The sequence below is a fragment of the Mesorhizobium sp. C372A genome (genome assembly GCF_030323245.1).
Classification (GTDB): domain Bacteria; phylum Pseudomonadota; class Alphaproteobacteria; order Rhizobiales; family Rhizobiaceae; genus Mesorhizobium.
The window spans coordinates 1,822,467-1,836,020 of record NZ_CP100475.1; the positions used below are offsets into that span (position 1 = coordinate 1,822,467).

The 13,554-nt window shown below is 63.7% G+C and carries 16 protein-coding genes; 13 read left to right on the forward strand and 3 right to left on the reverse strand.

Annotated features, from left to right (window positions below):
* Positions 1-47 precede the first annotated feature (47 nt).
* From NLY42_RS08545 to leuC, 6 genes are all read left to right on the forward strand, one after another.
* Positions 48-476: an organic hydroperoxide resistance protein gene (locus NLY42_RS08545; RefSeq protein WP_023694503.1), complete on the forward strand. Its 429-nt coding sequence runs from the start codon at positions 48-50 to the stop codon at positions 474-476.
* Positions 473-970, forward strand: a complete 498-nt coding sequence (locus NLY42_RS08550) for a MarR family winged helix-turn-helix transcriptional regulator (protein ID WP_023683877.1) — start codon at positions 473-475, stop codon at positions 968-970. Before NLY42_RS08545 ends, NLY42_RS08550 begins: the two co-directional genes overlap by 4 nt.
* A gap of 237 nt (positions 971-1,207) precedes the next feature.
* The gene (locus NLY42_RS08555; RefSeq protein ID WP_023687705.1) at positions 1,208-2,008 is read left to right on the forward strand and encodes a transporter substrate-binding domain-containing protein; all 801 of its coding nucleotides are present in this window, start codon (positions 1,208-1,210) and stop codon (positions 2,006-2,008) included.
* Between the two features lie 169 nt (positions 2,009-2,177).
* Complete coding sequence (locus tag NLY42_RS08560) at positions 2,178-2,993, forward strand: amino acid ABC transporter permease (RefSeq protein ID WP_023710216.1); 816 nt, start codon at positions 2,178-2,180, stop codon at positions 2,991-2,993.
* Positions 2,994-3,051: 58 nt separating this feature from the next.
* Positions 3,052-3,687, forward strand: a complete 636-nt coding sequence (locus tag NLY42_RS08565) for a class I SAM-dependent DNA methyltransferase (protein WP_023710215.1) — start codon at positions 3,052-3,054, stop codon at positions 3,685-3,687.
* A 278-nt stretch (positions 3,688-3,965) separates the two neighbouring features.
* The gene (gene leuC / locus NLY42_RS08570) at positions 3,966-5,375 is read left to right on the forward strand and encodes a 3-isopropylmalate dehydratase large subunit (protein WP_023670518.1); all 1,410 of its coding nucleotides are present in this window, start codon (positions 3,966-3,968) and stop codon (positions 5,373-5,375) included.
* A gap of 108 nt (positions 5,376-5,483) precedes the next feature.
* On the opposite strand, the gene NLY42_RS08575 is transcribed toward leuC, so the two are convergent.
* Entirely contained in the window at positions 5,484-5,795 is a 312-nt protein-coding gene (locus NLY42_RS08575) for a hypothetical protein (protein WP_023706723.1), read from the reverse strand.
* A gap of 163 nt (positions 5,796-5,958) precedes the next feature.
* Here NLY42_RS08575 and NLY42_RS08580 point away from each other — a divergent pair, with 163 nt between their 5' ends.
* The gene (locus tag NLY42_RS08580) at positions 5,959-7,155 is read left to right on the forward strand and encodes a GGDEF domain-containing protein (protein ID WP_023755633.1); all 1,197 of its coding nucleotides are present in this window, start codon (positions 5,959-5,961) and stop codon (positions 7,153-7,155) included.
* Positions 7,156-7,192: 37 nt separating this feature from the next.
* Here NLY42_RS08580 and NLY42_RS08585 read toward each other — a convergent pair whose 3' ends face one another.
* Positions 7,193-7,564 (reverse strand): hypothetical protein, encoded by a 372-nt coding sequence (locus NLY42_RS08585; RefSeq protein WP_023687709.1) that lies wholly within the window; start codon positions 7,562-7,564, stop codon positions 7,193-7,195.
* Positions 7,565-7,816: 252 nt separating this feature from the next.
* Between NLY42_RS08585 and NLY42_RS08590 the strand changes: the two genes are divergently transcribed.
* From NLY42_RS08590 to NLY42_RS08615, 6 genes are all read left to right on the forward strand, one after another.
* Positions 7,817-8,287, forward strand: coding sequence for a hypothetical protein (locus tag NLY42_RS08590; RefSeq protein ID WP_023756504.1), 471 nt, complete (start codon positions 7,817-7,819; stop codon positions 8,285-8,287).
* A 240-nt stretch (positions 8,288-8,527) separates the two neighbouring features.
* Positions 8,528-8,947 carry a succinate dehydrogenase, cytochrome b556 subunit gene (gene sdhC, locus NLY42_RS08595; protein WP_023683884.1) on the forward strand — a complete coding sequence of 140 codons (420 nt, stop codon included), beginning with the start codon at positions 8,528-8,530 and terminating at the stop codon, positions 8,945-8,947.
* Positions 8,947-9,345 (forward strand): succinate dehydrogenase, hydrophobic membrane anchor protein, encoded by a 399-nt coding sequence (gene sdhD, locus NLY42_RS08600; RefSeq protein ID WP_023683885.1) that lies wholly within the window; start codon positions 8,947-8,949, stop codon positions 9,343-9,345. Before sdhC ends, sdhD begins: the two co-directional genes overlap by 1 nt.
* A gap of 1 nt (position 9,346) precedes the next feature.
* Complete coding sequence (sdhA, locus tag NLY42_RS08605; protein ID WP_023694495.1) at positions 9,347-11,176, forward strand: succinate dehydrogenase flavoprotein subunit; 1,830 nt, start codon at positions 9,347-9,349, stop codon at positions 11,174-11,176.
* Positions 11,177-11,216: 40 nt separating this feature from the next.
* Positions 11,217-11,996: a succinate dehydrogenase iron-sulfur subunit gene (locus NLY42_RS08610; RefSeq protein WP_023670510.1), complete on the forward strand. Its 780-nt coding sequence runs from the start codon at positions 11,217-11,219 to the stop codon at positions 11,994-11,996.
* A gap of 240 nt (positions 11,997-12,236) precedes the next feature.
* A complete protein-coding gene (locus tag NLY42_RS08615; RefSeq protein WP_023755632.1) occupies positions 12,237-12,866 on the forward strand; it encodes a YceH family protein in 630 nt (209 codons plus the stop codon).
* 209 nt (positions 12,867-13,075) lie between these two features.
* On the opposite strand, the gene NLY42_RS08620 is transcribed toward NLY42_RS08615, so the two are convergent.
* Positions 13,076-13,501 carry an OsmC family protein gene (locus tag NLY42_RS08620; protein ID WP_023745404.1) on the reverse strand — a complete coding sequence of 142 codons (426 nt, stop codon included), beginning with the start codon at positions 13,499-13,501 and terminating at the stop codon, positions 13,076-13,078.
* Positions 13,502-13,554 lie beyond the last annotated feature (53 nt).

The window sequence follows — 13,554 nt, forward strand, 5'->3', positions numbered from 1 at the left end:
TATCTTGTACACTAAATGATCGTATACAAAGCAAATGGAGAACTGACATGGCACTCTACACCACACAGGCTCGCGTCACCGGCGGCCGCGCCGGCCACGGCGAGACCAGCGACGGCCTGCTGAAGGTCGACCTCGCTTTGCCGAAGGAGCTCGGCGGACAGGGTGGCGCCACCAATCCCGAGCAGCTGTTCGCGGTCGGCTATGCCGCCTGCTTCGAAAGCGCCATCCGCTTCGTCGCGCGCAAGCAGAAGCTGCCGCTGGACGATGCGGCGGTGAGCGCCACCGTCAGCCTGCTTCCCAATGGTGAAGGCTTCAAACTTGGTGTCGCACTGGCCGCGGAGACCAAAGGCCTTGATCAGGCGGCGGCGGAAGCGCTTGTATCGGCAGCGCATCAGATTTGCCCCTATTCCAATGCGATCAAAGGCAATATCGAGGTGGCGCTTTCGACCGTGGCGCTTCCGGCAAAGGCAGCATGACGACGAAGACCGAAACCAGGGCCAGCGAAGTCCCGGCGGACACCGCCGGGAGGATCGCCGTTCCGCGCCTCGACCAGCAGCTCTGCTTCGCGCTCTATTCGGCGAGCGGGCTGATGACCAAGCTCTATCGGCCGCTGCTTGACCCGCTCGGCCTGACCTATCCGCAATATTTGGCGATGCTGGCGCTGTGGCAGCATGCGCCGAGCACGGTCGGCGAACTCGGCGAGGCGCTGGGGCTGGATTCGGCGACATTGACGCCTCTGCTCAAGCGGATGGAAGCGGCTGGTCTCGTCACCCGCCGTCGCGATCCGGCCGACGAGCGCCGCGTGCTGGTCGAACCGACTGCCAAGGGCCAGGCGCTGCGCGCCCGCATCAAGGACGTATCCGCAGGCCTTGCCTGCGCCATGCCGCTGGAAGTCGAGGAGCTGAAGTCGCTGCACCGGACCTTGACCGGATTTGTCGCCAAGCTGCGTGAGGCTACGTCACCATCCTGATCCGTCATCTGACGGGTTCCCGTGTCCAGGAGGGGCCTGGTTTGCCGGCGGCGCAATCACGGAATAAATTCCGACCACGGGGCGTTCTAAAACCGCGTTGGTTGAAGGCATTGGAATCCGCTTTCACCGGACGCTGAGCACCGGACCGGCTTGCAAGCCGTCTGCGGACGGCTAAAGTCGCGCCTGGATTTTCATGCGAGCCCGGCTGCAAGCGGGCTTCTCATCCTGGAGCGTGTCATGACCAAATCGAAGCTGCTGCTGGCCGCCCTCGCGGCCTGTTTCCTCGCGCCCGTCGCTGCATGGGCGGCCGATGCGCTGCCCGATCTCGGCGGCAAGAAGGTCGTGGTGGTGACGGAAAACGCCTATCCGCCGCTGCAGTTCATCGACGCCAAGACCGGCAAGCAGATCGGCTGGGAGTATGACGCGATGGACGAAATCGCCAAGCGGCTGAACTTCAAGGTGGAGTACCAGAACACCTCCTGGGACGCGATGATCCAGGCGGTTTCCGACAACCAGTACAACATTGGCATGACCGGCATCACCATCAAGGACGACCGAAAGGAGAAGGTCGATTTCTCCGACCCCTATATGCGTTCGGAGCAGTTCATGCTGGTGCGCGCCGATGAAAGCCGCTTCACCGACGCCAAGACCTTCGCCGCCTTCAAGGACGGGTTGATCGGCGCGCAGGCCGGAACGACGCCGTTCTACACCGCCGTCTACAGCGTGCTCGACGGCAATGAGCAGAACCCGCGCATCAAGCAGTTCGAGACCTTCGGCGCTTCGGTGCAGGCACTGAAATCCGGCGACGTCGATGTCGTCCTGACCGACGGCACCGCCGGCAAAGGCTATGTCGATGCCTCCGGCGGCAAGCTCAAGCTGATCGGCGGCCCGCTCGGCACCGAGGATTTTGGCTTCATCTTCCCGAAGGGCTCGGACCTGGTGAAGCCGGTCAACGCGGCGATCGCGGCGCTGAAGGCCGACGGCACGATCGAGGCGCTCAACAAGAAGTGGTTTCTCGACTACAAGATGGGGCAGTGATGTCCGACTCCTTACCCTCCCCCTTGTGGGGAGGGTCGATCCGCGAAGCGGAGCGGGGTGGGGGTGCCAGCGCCGGCGCTTTGTCACCACCCCCACCCCGGCTCACCAGCTTTGCGATGCAAAGCTTGTTCGCCGACCCTCCCCACAAGGGGGAGGGTGAAGCGCCCTGATGGCCACGCCCCACGCCTCAACCCCAAAATCCGATTTCCCCTGGTGGCTTGCCGCCGCGATCGCGCTCGCCGTCGTCGCTGCGCTCTCCATTGCCGCCAGCGATCTCTACGCCCAGGTTTTTGCCACCGTCGCCAAAGGCATCGGCATCACCATTCTTGTCACCGTGGTCGCCTTCGCGCTGGCTTCCGCCGTCGGGCTCGGCATTGCGCTGATGGGGTTGTCGGGGTCGCGTTGGCTCAAGCAGATCGCTCGTTTCTATGTCGAGATCATCCGCGGCGTGCCGATCCTGGTGCTGTTGTTCTGGATCGCCTTCGCCGGCGCGCCGGCCTTCGTGGCTGCGTGGAATGCGCTGACCGCGCCGCTGCAAAACGCCGGCTATCTCGGCGAGCTTTTGGTGCGCGACGTGTCGCTGTTGTGGCGTGCGATCATGGCGCTGACCATCGGTTATTCCGCCTTCATCTCCGAGGTCTTCCGCGCCGGCATCCAGTCGGTCGAGAAAGGCCAGATCGAGGCTGCCAAGGCGCTCGGGCTGACGCGCACGCAGCGCTTCCGGCTGATCGTGTTCCCACAGGCGATCCGCACCATCCTGCCGCCGCTCGGCAATGACTTCGTTGCCATGGTCAAGGATTCCTCGCTGGTCTCGGTGCTCGGCGTCGCCGACATCACGCAGATGGGCAAGATCTACGCCGCCGGCTCGTTCCGCTTCTTCGAGACCTATTCGATCGTCGCCTATATCTATCTCATCCTCACCGTCAGCCTGTCGCTGGCGCTGCGGGGGCTGGAGCAACGACTGCGGCGGGCGCAGCAGGAATAGAAGTGCGACGCGGGCACGGCTACGATCGCGGAGGACAGGATTCCGGAGGATGCAGGCGATGACGATCGACAAGGCCAATGCGGCGCTGGGTACCGTCTATTCGGCCGATACGCCGGAAGGGCTGGCCAAGGCCTATGCAGACTGGGCCGCGACCTATGACGGCGAGACCGCTTCGCTCGGCTATCTGCTGCCGTTCCTGATCACCGCCTGGGTGGCGCGCCATGTGAAGGTGGGTGAAGGCCCGCTGCTCGACGCCGGCTGCGGCACCGGCCTGTCAGGCCCGTCATTGAAGGCGCTGGGTTATCACGACATTGCCGGGCTCGACCTCTCCGACGACATGCTGAAGATCGCCGGCAGCCGCAATGCCTATGGCGATCTGAAGCAGGCCATGCTCGGCGGGCCGCTACCCTGGCCGGACGGGCATTTCCGCGCCTTCTTCTCGACTGGCGTGTTCACCATCGGCCATGCGCCGGCGTCCGGCCTGCACGAGCTTGTCCGCATCACCAGGAAAGGCGGCCACGCCATCTTCACCGTGCGCGACCAGGTTTTCGAAAGCGGCGGCTTCCAGGACGTGTTCGACGGGCTGGAACGGGCCGGGAAATGGCAGCCGGTCGAGCAAAGCCCATGGTTCCGCTGCTATGCGATCGCCGAGCCGGATGCGCTGGTAAAGACTTTTGTGTTCGAGGTGCTTTGAGCGCCGCCCTCTTCGCCTTCTCTCACAAGGGGAGAAGCGAAAACACGCCGCAATTGCCGAAAACCGAAAACATTGGTATGAGCCACGCCATGGAAGAGCTTTTTGGCGATCCGGCCTATAAGGGTTTCGTGCTGCAGGACCGAAAACGCCTGCCGTCGCGTTTCTCTTCGCGCATTTCCGGCGCGCTCACCAGCCGACTTAGCTAAGCCGCTTTCGCCGGGCCGAAGGCTTCGGCGCGTCTGCCCTTCCCCTTTTTGCAAATCGACGGATTTACGCACATGAGCGCACCGCGCACCCTCTACGACAAGATTTTCGACGACCATGTCGTCGATCGCCAGGATGATGGCACCTGTCTGCTCTACATCGACCGCCATCTCGTCCATGAAGTGACCAGCCCGCAGGCCTTCGAAGGTCTGCGCATGACCGGCAGAAAAGTCCGGCATCCGGAAAAGACGCTGGCCGTGGTCGATCACAATGTCTCGACCTCGCCCGAGCGCAAATTCGGCATCAAGAACGAGGAAAGCCGCATCCAGGTCGAGGCCTTGGCCAAGAACGCTAGGGATTTCGGCGTCGAATATTACTCCGAAAACGATATCCGCCAAGGCATCGTCCACATCATCGGGCCGGAGCAGGGCTTCACGCTGCCTGGCATGACGATCGTCTGCGGCGACAGCCACACCTCGACGCATGGCGCCTTCGGCGCACTGGCGCATGGCATCGGCACCTCCGAGGTCGAGCATGTGCTGGCGACGCAGACGCTGATCCAGCGCAAGGCCAAGAACATGCTGGTGCGTGTCGATGGCCAGTTGCCGGAAGGCGTCACCGCCAAGGACATTATCCTCGCCATCATCGGCGAGATCGGCACCGCCGGCGGCACCGGCTATGTCATCGAATATGCCGGTGAGGCGATCCGCGCGCTGTCGATGGAAGGCCGCATGACGATCTGCAACATGTCGATCGAGGGCGGCGCGCGCGCCGGCCTGATCGCGGCCGACGAAACCACCTTCGCCTATGTCAAGGGCAAGCCGCGCGCGCCGAAGGGCGCGTCGTGGGACGCCGCGCTCGAATACTGGAAGACGCTGCAGTCCGACGAGGGCGCGCATTTCGACAAGGTGATCGTGCTCGACGCGGCCAAGCTGCCGCCGATCGTCTCCTGGGGTTCCTCGCCCGAGGACGTCGTTTCGGTGCAGGGCGTCGTTCCCAATCCGGAAGAGATCACGGACGAGAACAAGCGGACGTCAAAGATCCGCGCGCTCGACTATATGGGGCTGACGCCGGGCACGAAGATCACCGACATCACGCTCGACCGCGTCTTCATCGGCTCCTGCACCAATGGCCGCATCGAGGATCTGCGTGCGGTGGCCAAGGTGGTCGAAGGCAAGACGGTGAGTGCGCATGTCGATGCGATGATCGTGCCGGGCTCCGGTCTGGTCAAGGAACAGGCGGAGGCCGAGGGTCTCGACAAGATCTTCATTGCCGCCGGTTTCGACTGGCGCGAGCCGGGCTGCTCGATGTGCCTGGCCATGAACGACGACCGGCTGAAGCCGCATGAGCGCTGCGCCTCGACCTCGAACCGCAATTTCGAGGGCCGGCAAGGCTTCAAGGGCCGCACCCATCTGGTATCGCCGGCAATGGCGGCGGCGGCGGCGATCGCCGGCCATTTCGTCGACATCCGCGACTGGAAATAGCGCAGACTGGTTCAAGCCTGATCTGAGCGTATGCAAAACCCCGAACGGCAAAACCGTTCGGGGTTTTGTTTAAAGCGCGCCGCTCTAAGACCCTTGGGGTATTATGCCCTAGCCGGCACGCCGGATGATTTCATGAAATTCCTCCCGGCTGCCGGGTTCGTCGGTCGCGACCACCAGCGCCAGTTCGCGCTCGTCGAAGATCTTGAACCACTCGTCCCATTCGACCAGCTCGTAGCCGCCTGCGTTGACCGGGCGTTCAGGCTGATCCTGGTCCTGATAGGCGTGCTGGCCGAAGACGAGCCTCAGCAACGGCTGCGTTCCGGTTTCGGGCGATACATCGACGATCGCCGGAAATCCGGCGCGCCCTGCGGCCCATGAGCGAATTGCTTCGTGATCGGTCAGCGTGATCGTGTCGGCCATGAACAACTTCTCCTTGATTGCTGTCAGGAAACGCCGGCCTCAGGTCCCGGTTCCGTGCACCAGCTTCATGAGTGGCGACTTGCATATTCGTCCCGGCTTAACCGCTTGTTGGGGCTTGCGCTCTAAGGTCTTCCCTGACGTCAAGCGGGGAAGTCACCGTCCTTTGGACACCGGCCTGTTCATAGCGCTGCTCAATCCGACGATCGCGCTGGCGCTCGGCGCGGCGTTCCTCGTGCTGTGGTTCTATCAGCGCCACCGGCCCTATCTGGCTGTGCTCGGCACGAGCTATTGCGTGTCCGCGCCCGGCTTCCTGCTGCAGTATTTCACGCTGCCCGGCGGCATGGTGCTGACCAAGCTGGTCTCCAACCTCTGCTTCACGCTCGCCGCCTGCTGCCTCGTCGGTGCGATCATCTCGCGCTACGGCAGGCGCGTGCCCTATATCGCGATCGGCATTCTGGCGGGTGGCGGGATGGTCGCATTCTGCTGGTTCCTGTTCGTCCAGCCGGACTTGACTTGGCGCATCCTGTCGATCAATTTCGGCTTTGGCGGCCTCAGCCTGCTGGTCGCCGCCGAGCTGCGCGCCGTGCGCAAGAACGGCCCGACGGAAAAAATCCTGTTCGTATTGTCGCTGCTGTCCGGGCTGAACTTCATCGGCCGCACGCTGCTCGTCGTCATCTCGCACGGGCCGTTCACCAGCTATGACGGGTTTTATGGCTCGTCCTACTGGACGACGGCGCTTTTGACGCACGCGCTGCTGTCGTTGGTGATCGCGCTCTGCCTGTTCTCGGCAGCTGCGCTCGACGTGATGAAGGCGCTGAAGACCGAGACGCACACCGATCCGCTGTCTGGCCTGCTCAACCGCAGGGGTTTCGAGGAGCGCGCCTTGCTGGTGCTGCAGCATTGCGCTGTTACCAAGGTGCCGGTCGCGCTGGTGCTGGCCGATCTCGATCACTTCAAGGCGCTCAACGACAAATACGGACATGCCGCGGGCGACCAGGTGATCGCCGACTTCGCCGCCAAGCTTCGCGCGGCCGCCGGCACGCGTGCGGTTGCCGGCCGCATCGGCGGCGAGGAGTTCGCTGTGCTTCTGTCGCTGAGCGATCTTGCCACGGCGCGGCTGTTTGCCGAAGCCGTGCGCACGCACTATTCGGCCGGCAGTGTCGACGGGTTGCCGCCGGGCACCAGGGTGACCGCGAGCTTCGGCGTCGCGGCGCGCACCGGCGACGAAGGGCTGGAGCCGCTGATGCGGCGCGCCGACGAAGCGCTCTACAAGGCCAAGAAGAACGGCCGCGACAGTGTGCGATTGTCCTATGAGCGGGCGGAAACGGTGTTCATCCCGGATACAGGCAGCGTCGGTTAGCGTCTCGCTTAAACGGCCTCTCGGCCGTGCCGGATCATCAGCGGCAAGGGCTGAGGTTGGGCATTTCGCCATCGGAGAGGCCGTACATATAGGAGCGGCCCTTCACGAACACCGGCGGCTGGTAGCAGCCACGCCTGGAGATGTGATCCGCCTCGTCTTCATAAAGGACTTCCGGTTCCGCTTCCGGCTGCCCGGCGCTGGTGTAGTCGGACAATTTCTTGGCCAGCCTGCCTTGGCCGACAATGATGCGCTTGTAGCCGGCGGCGCTGTCGATGACGAGATTGCCTAGGGAATCGGCATAGACGCGGTCATGATGGCGCGACCAGGCCATTGCCGGGGCGGCGAAGCCGAGACTGGCTGTCGCCAGCACAAGCGCCGCAAGGCGCGCTCTTCCTGAATTCGAAAGCATGGTGTCCTCTCTGCTGTGGACCCGATCGAATCGGAAATTAACCTTTTCTTAACCTTTGTTAAGAGGGCAGGCGCATCCGGCGGCGATCTCTCGCCAAACATGGTTAATATCCGACGGGATGGAAACCCGGGCGTCATCATTCGGCCATGCTTGCCCGCACCATCGGCCGCGACGCACACAACTACGCTGACGTCGGGTGAGCTTGATCTTGGTGGAACATCGCGGCTAGTTAGCCGCGCAGGAGGACAGCATATGGCGTTACGCCGGACGTTTCGGGTGACGCTGTTGTCGATCCCCTTGCTGACTGCCGCAGCCTGCGTGCCGCAGAACGGCGCGCCGACGGCGGTGAATACCGTACCACCCGCTGTCGCGCCCGCGCCGGCTCAGCAGTCCGCCCCACCTGTGGCGCCCCCGGCTTCCGCAACGGCTCCTGCAGCACCTGCCGCACCGCCAGCCAAGATCGTCACCGACCTTACGGCCCCGCGGTCTGCTGTCGGCACGGCGACTTACAGATGCGGCAATGGCGGTGTGATCACCATCCAGAACCTCGGCACGGCGCTGCGCGTTGTCAGGCCAGACGGCACGACCGAGGAGTTTGCCGCATCACCCGCCAACCAGTCCAGCCGCTACCAGGAAGCGGCGTCGCATGACGCAATCGTGATCGACGCGCGCGAGGCGCTGGTGATGAAGAGGGGCTCGACACCACAGACCTGCAAACGATAGCCTGGCGTCGATTGCAAAGGAAATGCCGCACTGCAGCGAACGGTGCGCCGGCTTTCGACGGTGGCCAAATCGATTGAAGCGAAACAGCAGCCTTTTGTCAGACTAAATGACGTTTTCAAAACGATTTTCCGGCTTTGACGCGGTGCAAAAAGAGCATTAGAAACCGGCTGTCTGAAGTCATATATCGAGGCGGTAAGTGCCGCTTTCCACCGCGGCTCCGGACATCGAACTGGGGCAGCCATGAGCAAATCACCAGCCACCCGAACCGCCAGACGTGAACGGCCGCTCTCGCCGCACCTGACGATTTACCGCCCACCGATCACCATGACGATGTCAATCATTCATCGCATCACTGGCGGGGCGCTGTATTTCGGCACGCTGCTGGTCGCCGCGTGGCTGATGGCGGCGGCGAGTTCGCAAGGCGCTTTCGATTGGATCAACTGGGCCTTCGGCACCTGGCTCGGCCGGCTCATCCTGTTCGGCTACACCTGGGCGCTGATGCACCACATGCTGGGCGGCGTGCGCCATCTCGTCTGGGACACCGGCGCCGGGCTGGAGAAACACACGGCATCGAAGATCGCCTGGGCGACGCTCGCCGGTTCCATCCTGCTCACGCTGCTGATCTGGGTCGCCGGCTACATGGCGCGGGGAACCTTGTGATGAGCGGCACGAACAACAACGATATGCGCACGCCGCTGGCCAAGGTCCGCGGTCTGGGCTCGGCCCGCGAAGGCACCGGGCATTTCTGGCGACAGCGGCTGACGGCCATTGCCAACATCCCGCTGATACTGTTCTTCGTCGGGTTCCTGATCGCGCTCAATGGCGCCGGCTTCGCCGAGGTGCGGGCGGCGCTCGCCAGTCCGTTCGTGGCGCTGGTGTTGGCGCTGGTGCTCGTTTCCGGTCTCACCCATATGCGTGTCGGCATGCAGGTCATTATCGAGGATTACGTGCATGCCGAAGGCATGAAGCTGGCGCTGATCGCACTCAGCACGTTTTTCACCATAGCGGTCGGCGTCGCCTCGATCTTCGCCCTGCTCAAACTGGCATTCGGAGGCTGATTTGGCCAAGGACGCGAAATCGGCCACCGGCTATACCTTTGTCGACCACAAGTTCGACGTGGTGGTCGTCGGCGCCGGCGGCGCCGGCCTGCGCGCCACGCTCGGCATGGCCGAGCAGGGCCTGCGCACGGCCTGCATCACCAAAGTGTTCCCGACCCGCTCGCACACGGTGGCGGCACAAGGCGGCATTGCCGCGTCGCTGTCCAACATGGGTCCGGACTCCTGGCAGTGGCACATGTACGACACCGTCAAGGGTTCGGACTGGCTGGGCGACGTCGACGCCATGGAATATCTGGTGCGCGAGGCACCGGCGGCGGTCTACGAGCTCGAGCATTACGGCGTGCCGTTCTCGCGCACCGAAGAGGGCAAGATCTACCAGCGGCCGTTCGGCGGACACATGATGAATTATGGCGACGGCCCGCCGGTGCAGCGCACCTGTGCTGCCGCCGACCGCACCGGTCACGCCATCCTGCACACGCTCTACGGCCAGTCGCTGAAGAACAATGCACAGTTCTTCATCGAGTATTTTGCGCTCGACCTGATCATGGAACCGGACGGCACCTGCACCGGCGTCGTCGCCTGGAACCTCGACGACGGCACCATCCATCGCTTCTCCGCCAAGATGGTGGTGCTGGCGACCGGCGGATATGGCCGCGCCTATTTCTCGGCGACGTCGGCGCACACCTGTACAGGCGACGGCGGCGGCATGGCGGCACGGGCCGGCTTCCCGTTGCAGGATATGGAGTTCGTGCAGTTTCATCCGACCGGCATCTACGGCGCCGGCTGCCTGATCACCGAAGGCGCGCGCGGCGAGGGCGGCTATCTCGTCAATTCCGAGGGCGAGCGCTTCATGGAGCGCTACGCGCCGTCGGCCAAGGACCTGGCCTCGCGCGACGTCGTCTCGCGTTGCATGACGCTGGAGATCCGCGAAGGCCGCGGGGTCGGCAAGAACAAGGACCATATCTTCCTGCATCTCGACCATCTCGATCCGGCCGTGCTGCATGAGCGGCTGCCGGGCATTTCGGAATCGGCCAGGATTTTCGCCGGCGTCGACCTGACCAAGGAGCCGATCCCCGTGCTGCCGACGGTGCACTACAATATGGGCGGCGTGCCGACCAATTACTGGGGCGAGGTGCTGAACCCGACTGTCGAGAATCCTGACCGGGTGTCACCCGGGCTGATGGCGGTCGGCGAGGCCGGCTGTGCCTCCGTGCACGGCGCCAACCGGCTGGGCTCGAACTCGCTGATCGATCTGGTGGTGTTCGGCCGCGCCGCCGCAATCCGCGCCGGCCAGGTCATCGACCGCAATTCGGCGATCCCTTCGCCCAACGAAGCCTCGGTCGAAAACATCATGGACCGCTTCGACCGGCTGCGCCACGCCAATGGCTCGACGCCAACCGCCGTTCTGCGTGAGAAAATGCAGAAGGCGATGCAGGAAGACGCCGCCGTGTTCCGCACACAGGAGTCGCTCGAAAACGGCTGCAAGCGCATTTCGCAGATATGGACCGAGCTCAAGGACCTGAAAGTCTCCGACCGCTCGACGATCTGGAATTCCGACCTGGTCGAGACGCTGGAGCTGGAAAATCTGATGGCCAACGCCATCACCACGGTCTACGGCGCCGAGGCGCGCAAGGAGAGCCGCGGCGCGCATGCGCGCGAAGATTTTTCGGCCCGAGACGACATTATCTGGCGCAAGCATACGCTGGCCCGGCTAAGCGAGGACGGCCAGGTGAGCCTCAGCTATCGTCCCGTGCACACCGAGCCGCTGGTGGCGGAAAAGGACGGCGGCATCAGTCTTGCCAAGATCGCGCCGAAGGCCAGGGTATACTGACCATGGTGCCGAAGCCCGTCATCCGAAAGGATCTGAGGTAATGGTCGAACTCACGCTTCCCAAGAACTCCAAGGTGCAGCCGGGCAAGACCTGGCCGAAGCCGGAGGGCGCCACCAACCTGCGGGAATACCGCATCTACCGCTGGTCGCCCGACGATGACGAGAACCCGCGCATCGACACCTATTTCGTCGACATGGACGATTGCGGGCCGATGGTGCTCGACGCGCTGCTCTGGATCAAGAACAAGATCGACCCGACGCTGGCGTTGCGCCGCTCCTGCCGCGAAGGCATTTGCGGCTCCTGCGCCATGAACATCGATGGCTCCAACACGCTGGCCTGCACCAAGGGCTGCGACGATATTTCCGGCGCAGTCAAAGTTTACCCGCTGCCGCATATGCAGGTGGTCAAGGACCTGGTGCCCGACCTCACCAATTTCTACGCCCAGCACGCCTCGATCCAGCCCTGGCTGAAGACAGTGTCGCCGGAGCCGGCCAAGGAGTGGCTGCAGAGCCACGAGGACCGCGAGAAGCTCGACGGGCTCTACGAGTGCATCCTATGCGCCTGCTGCTCGACCTCGTGCCCGAGCTATTGGTGGAACGGCGACCGCTATCTCGGCCCGGCGACGCTGCTGCAGGCCTATCGCTGGCTGATCGACAGCCGCGACGAAGCCACGGGCGAACGGCTCGACGATCTCGAAGACCCGTTTCGGCTCTACCGCTGCCACACCATCATGAACTGCGCCCAGACCTGCCCGAAGGGGCTCAACCCGGCCAAGGCGATTGCCGAGATCAAGAAGATGATGGTGGAGCGGCGGGTTTAGTTGAGGCGAGTTCGCTCGCGGCAATCTCGAACGCGGCGATCCTTCGCGCGCCCCTCTGTCCTGCCGGACATCTCCCCCACGGGTGGGGAGATTGGCCGTCATCGCGGCTTTCGCCAATCTCCAAGGTTGAAGGATGGCGCGCTGTCGGCGAAGCTGCCGATCTCCCCCCGCGTGGGGAGATATTCGGTAGACAGAGAGGTGGGCGCTGTCTCGCCGGCGCTAGAAAGGATACTCAACCCAATGAGCGAAGAGCTTCCAATCCTTAATCCGGTCGAAGTCCGTGTGCTCGGCTGCCTGATCGAGAAGAAGGAGCTGACGCCGGATGTCTATCCGCTGACGCTGAATGCAGCACTTGCAGCCGCCAACCAGAAGACGGCGCGCGAGCCTGTGATGGCGCTCGAGCCGACAGAGGTGCATCGGACGCTGAAGCTGCTCGAGCAGAAGGGGCTGGTGCGTCAGATGTTCGGCTCGCGCGTCGAGCGCTATGGGCATCAGATGGCGCAGCGCTTCTCGCTGACGACGCCGCAGACTGCGGTGATCGGCCTGCTTTTGCTGCGCGGGCCGCAGACGGCGCATGAGTTGCTGGCGCGAGCTGAGCGCATGGCGCGGTTCTCGTCGATCGAAGACCTGCGCGCTGAACTCGACATGCTGATCGGCCGCCGACCGCCGCTCGTCCAGGAAATACCGCGCGGGCCGGGGCAGCGCGAGGACCGTTTTGTGCATCTGCTCGCAGGACCGGTGGACGTCGCGGCGTTATCGATGCAGCGGAGTGCGCCGGCCTTGCCTGCTTCCGACCTGGAAGCAAGATTGGAGGCTCTGGAGCAGGAAGTCGCAGCCCTTCGCGCCCGGCTTGATGCGCTGGGCGCCTAATAGTATCCGAGACGTCGGCGGGACAGCACCCCCCTCTGGCCTGCCGGCCATCTCCCCCTCAAGTGGGGAGATCAGATGTCACGCCGGCCTTCGCCAATCACGAACGTCGAAAGAAGAGTGCCAGCTACCGAGCTTCCAATCTCCCCGGGAGATGCCCGGCAGGGCAGAGGGGGGCGCGAAGAATCGCTACCCCGGGCAAAATCGGCGGATCACCCCAGCTTCGCGTCGAGCGACACTGCGATGGCCCCCAGCGCCTTCGAAACCGGGCACTCCGCCTTGGCCTTCTCGGCCAGTTCCTTGAACTTCGCCGCATCAATGCCCGGTACCTTGCCGATCAGGGTGATGGCGCTGCCGGTGATGCCGGTGCCGGGCACCAGCGTCACCACCGTCTTGGCGTCGAGCTCGGTGGCGGGCGTGCCGTTCTCGGCCAGGAAATGCGACAGCTGCATGGCGTAGCAGCCGGCGTGTGCCGCCGCGATCAACTCTTCGGGATTGGTGCCGGATTTGCCGCTCTCGTCCTCGAAGCGAGCCTTGAACGAATAGGGCGTGCCCTTCAAGGTGCCGCTCTGGCTGTCGAGCGTGCCCGTGCCCTCCTTCAGATTGCCTTTCCAGACGGCGTTTGCGGTGCGGTCCATAAGATTCTCCTTGATTACAGCGACAGCGCCGGCCACGCGGCGTTCCCTCCAAC

What these genes read in the sequence shown, in the direction of transcription:
- NLY42_RS08545 (WP_023694503.1), top strand. Translation starts at nt 48, where the DNA reads ATGGCACTCTACACCACACAGGCTCGCGTCACCGGCGGCCGCGCCGGC.
- NLY42_RS08550 (WP_023683877.1), top strand. Translation starts at nt 473, where the DNA reads ATGACGACGAAGACCGAAACCAGGGCCAGCGAAGTCCCGGCGGACACC.
- NLY42_RS08555 (WP_023687705.1), top strand. Translation starts at nt 1,208, where the DNA reads ATGACCAAATCGAAGCTGCTGCTGGCCGCCCTCGCGGCCTGTTTCCTC.
- NLY42_RS08560 (WP_023710216.1), top strand. Translation starts at nt 2,178, where the DNA reads ATGGCCACGCCCCACGCCTCAACCCCAAAATCCGATTTCCCCTGGTGG.
- NLY42_RS08565 (WP_023710215.1), top strand. Translation starts at nt 3,052, where the DNA reads ATGACGATCGACAAGGCCAATGCGGCGCTGGGTACCGTCTATTCGGCC.
- leuC (WP_023670518.1), top strand. Translation starts at nt 3,966, where the DNA reads ATGAGCGCACCGCGCACCCTCTACGACAAGATTTTCGACGACCATGTC.
- NLY42_RS08575 (WP_023706723.1), bottom strand. Translation starts at nt 5,795, where the DNA reads ATGGCCGACACGATCACGCTGACCGATCACGAAGCAATTCGCTCATGG.
- NLY42_RS08585 (WP_023687709.1), bottom strand. Translation starts at nt 7,564, where the DNA reads ATGCTTTCGAATTCAGGAAGAGCGCGCCTTGCGGCGCTTGTGCTGGCG.
- NLY42_RS08590 (WP_023756504.1), top strand. Translation starts at nt 7,817, where the DNA reads ATGGCGTTACGCCGGACGTTTCGGGTGACGCTGTTGTCGATCCCCTTG.
- sdhC (WP_023683884.1), top strand. Translation starts at nt 8,528, where the DNA reads ATGAGCAAATCACCAGCCACCCGAACCGCCAGACGTGAACGGCCGCTC.
- sdhD (WP_023683885.1), top strand. Translation starts at nt 8,947, where the DNA reads ATGAGCGGCACGAACAACAACGATATGCGCACGCCGCTGGCCAAGGTC.
- NLY42_RS08610 (WP_023670510.1), top strand. Translation starts at nt 11,217, where the DNA reads ATGGTCGAACTCACGCTTCCCAAGAACTCCAAGGTGCAGCCGGGCAAG.
- NLY42_RS08615 (WP_023755632.1), top strand. Translation starts at nt 12,237, where the DNA reads ATGAGCGAAGAGCTTCCAATCCTTAATCCGGTCGAAGTCCGTGTGCTC.
- NLY42_RS08620 (WP_023745404.1), bottom strand. Translation starts at nt 13,501, where the DNA reads ATGGACCGCACCGCAAACGCCGTCTGGAAAGGCAATCTGAAGGAGGGC.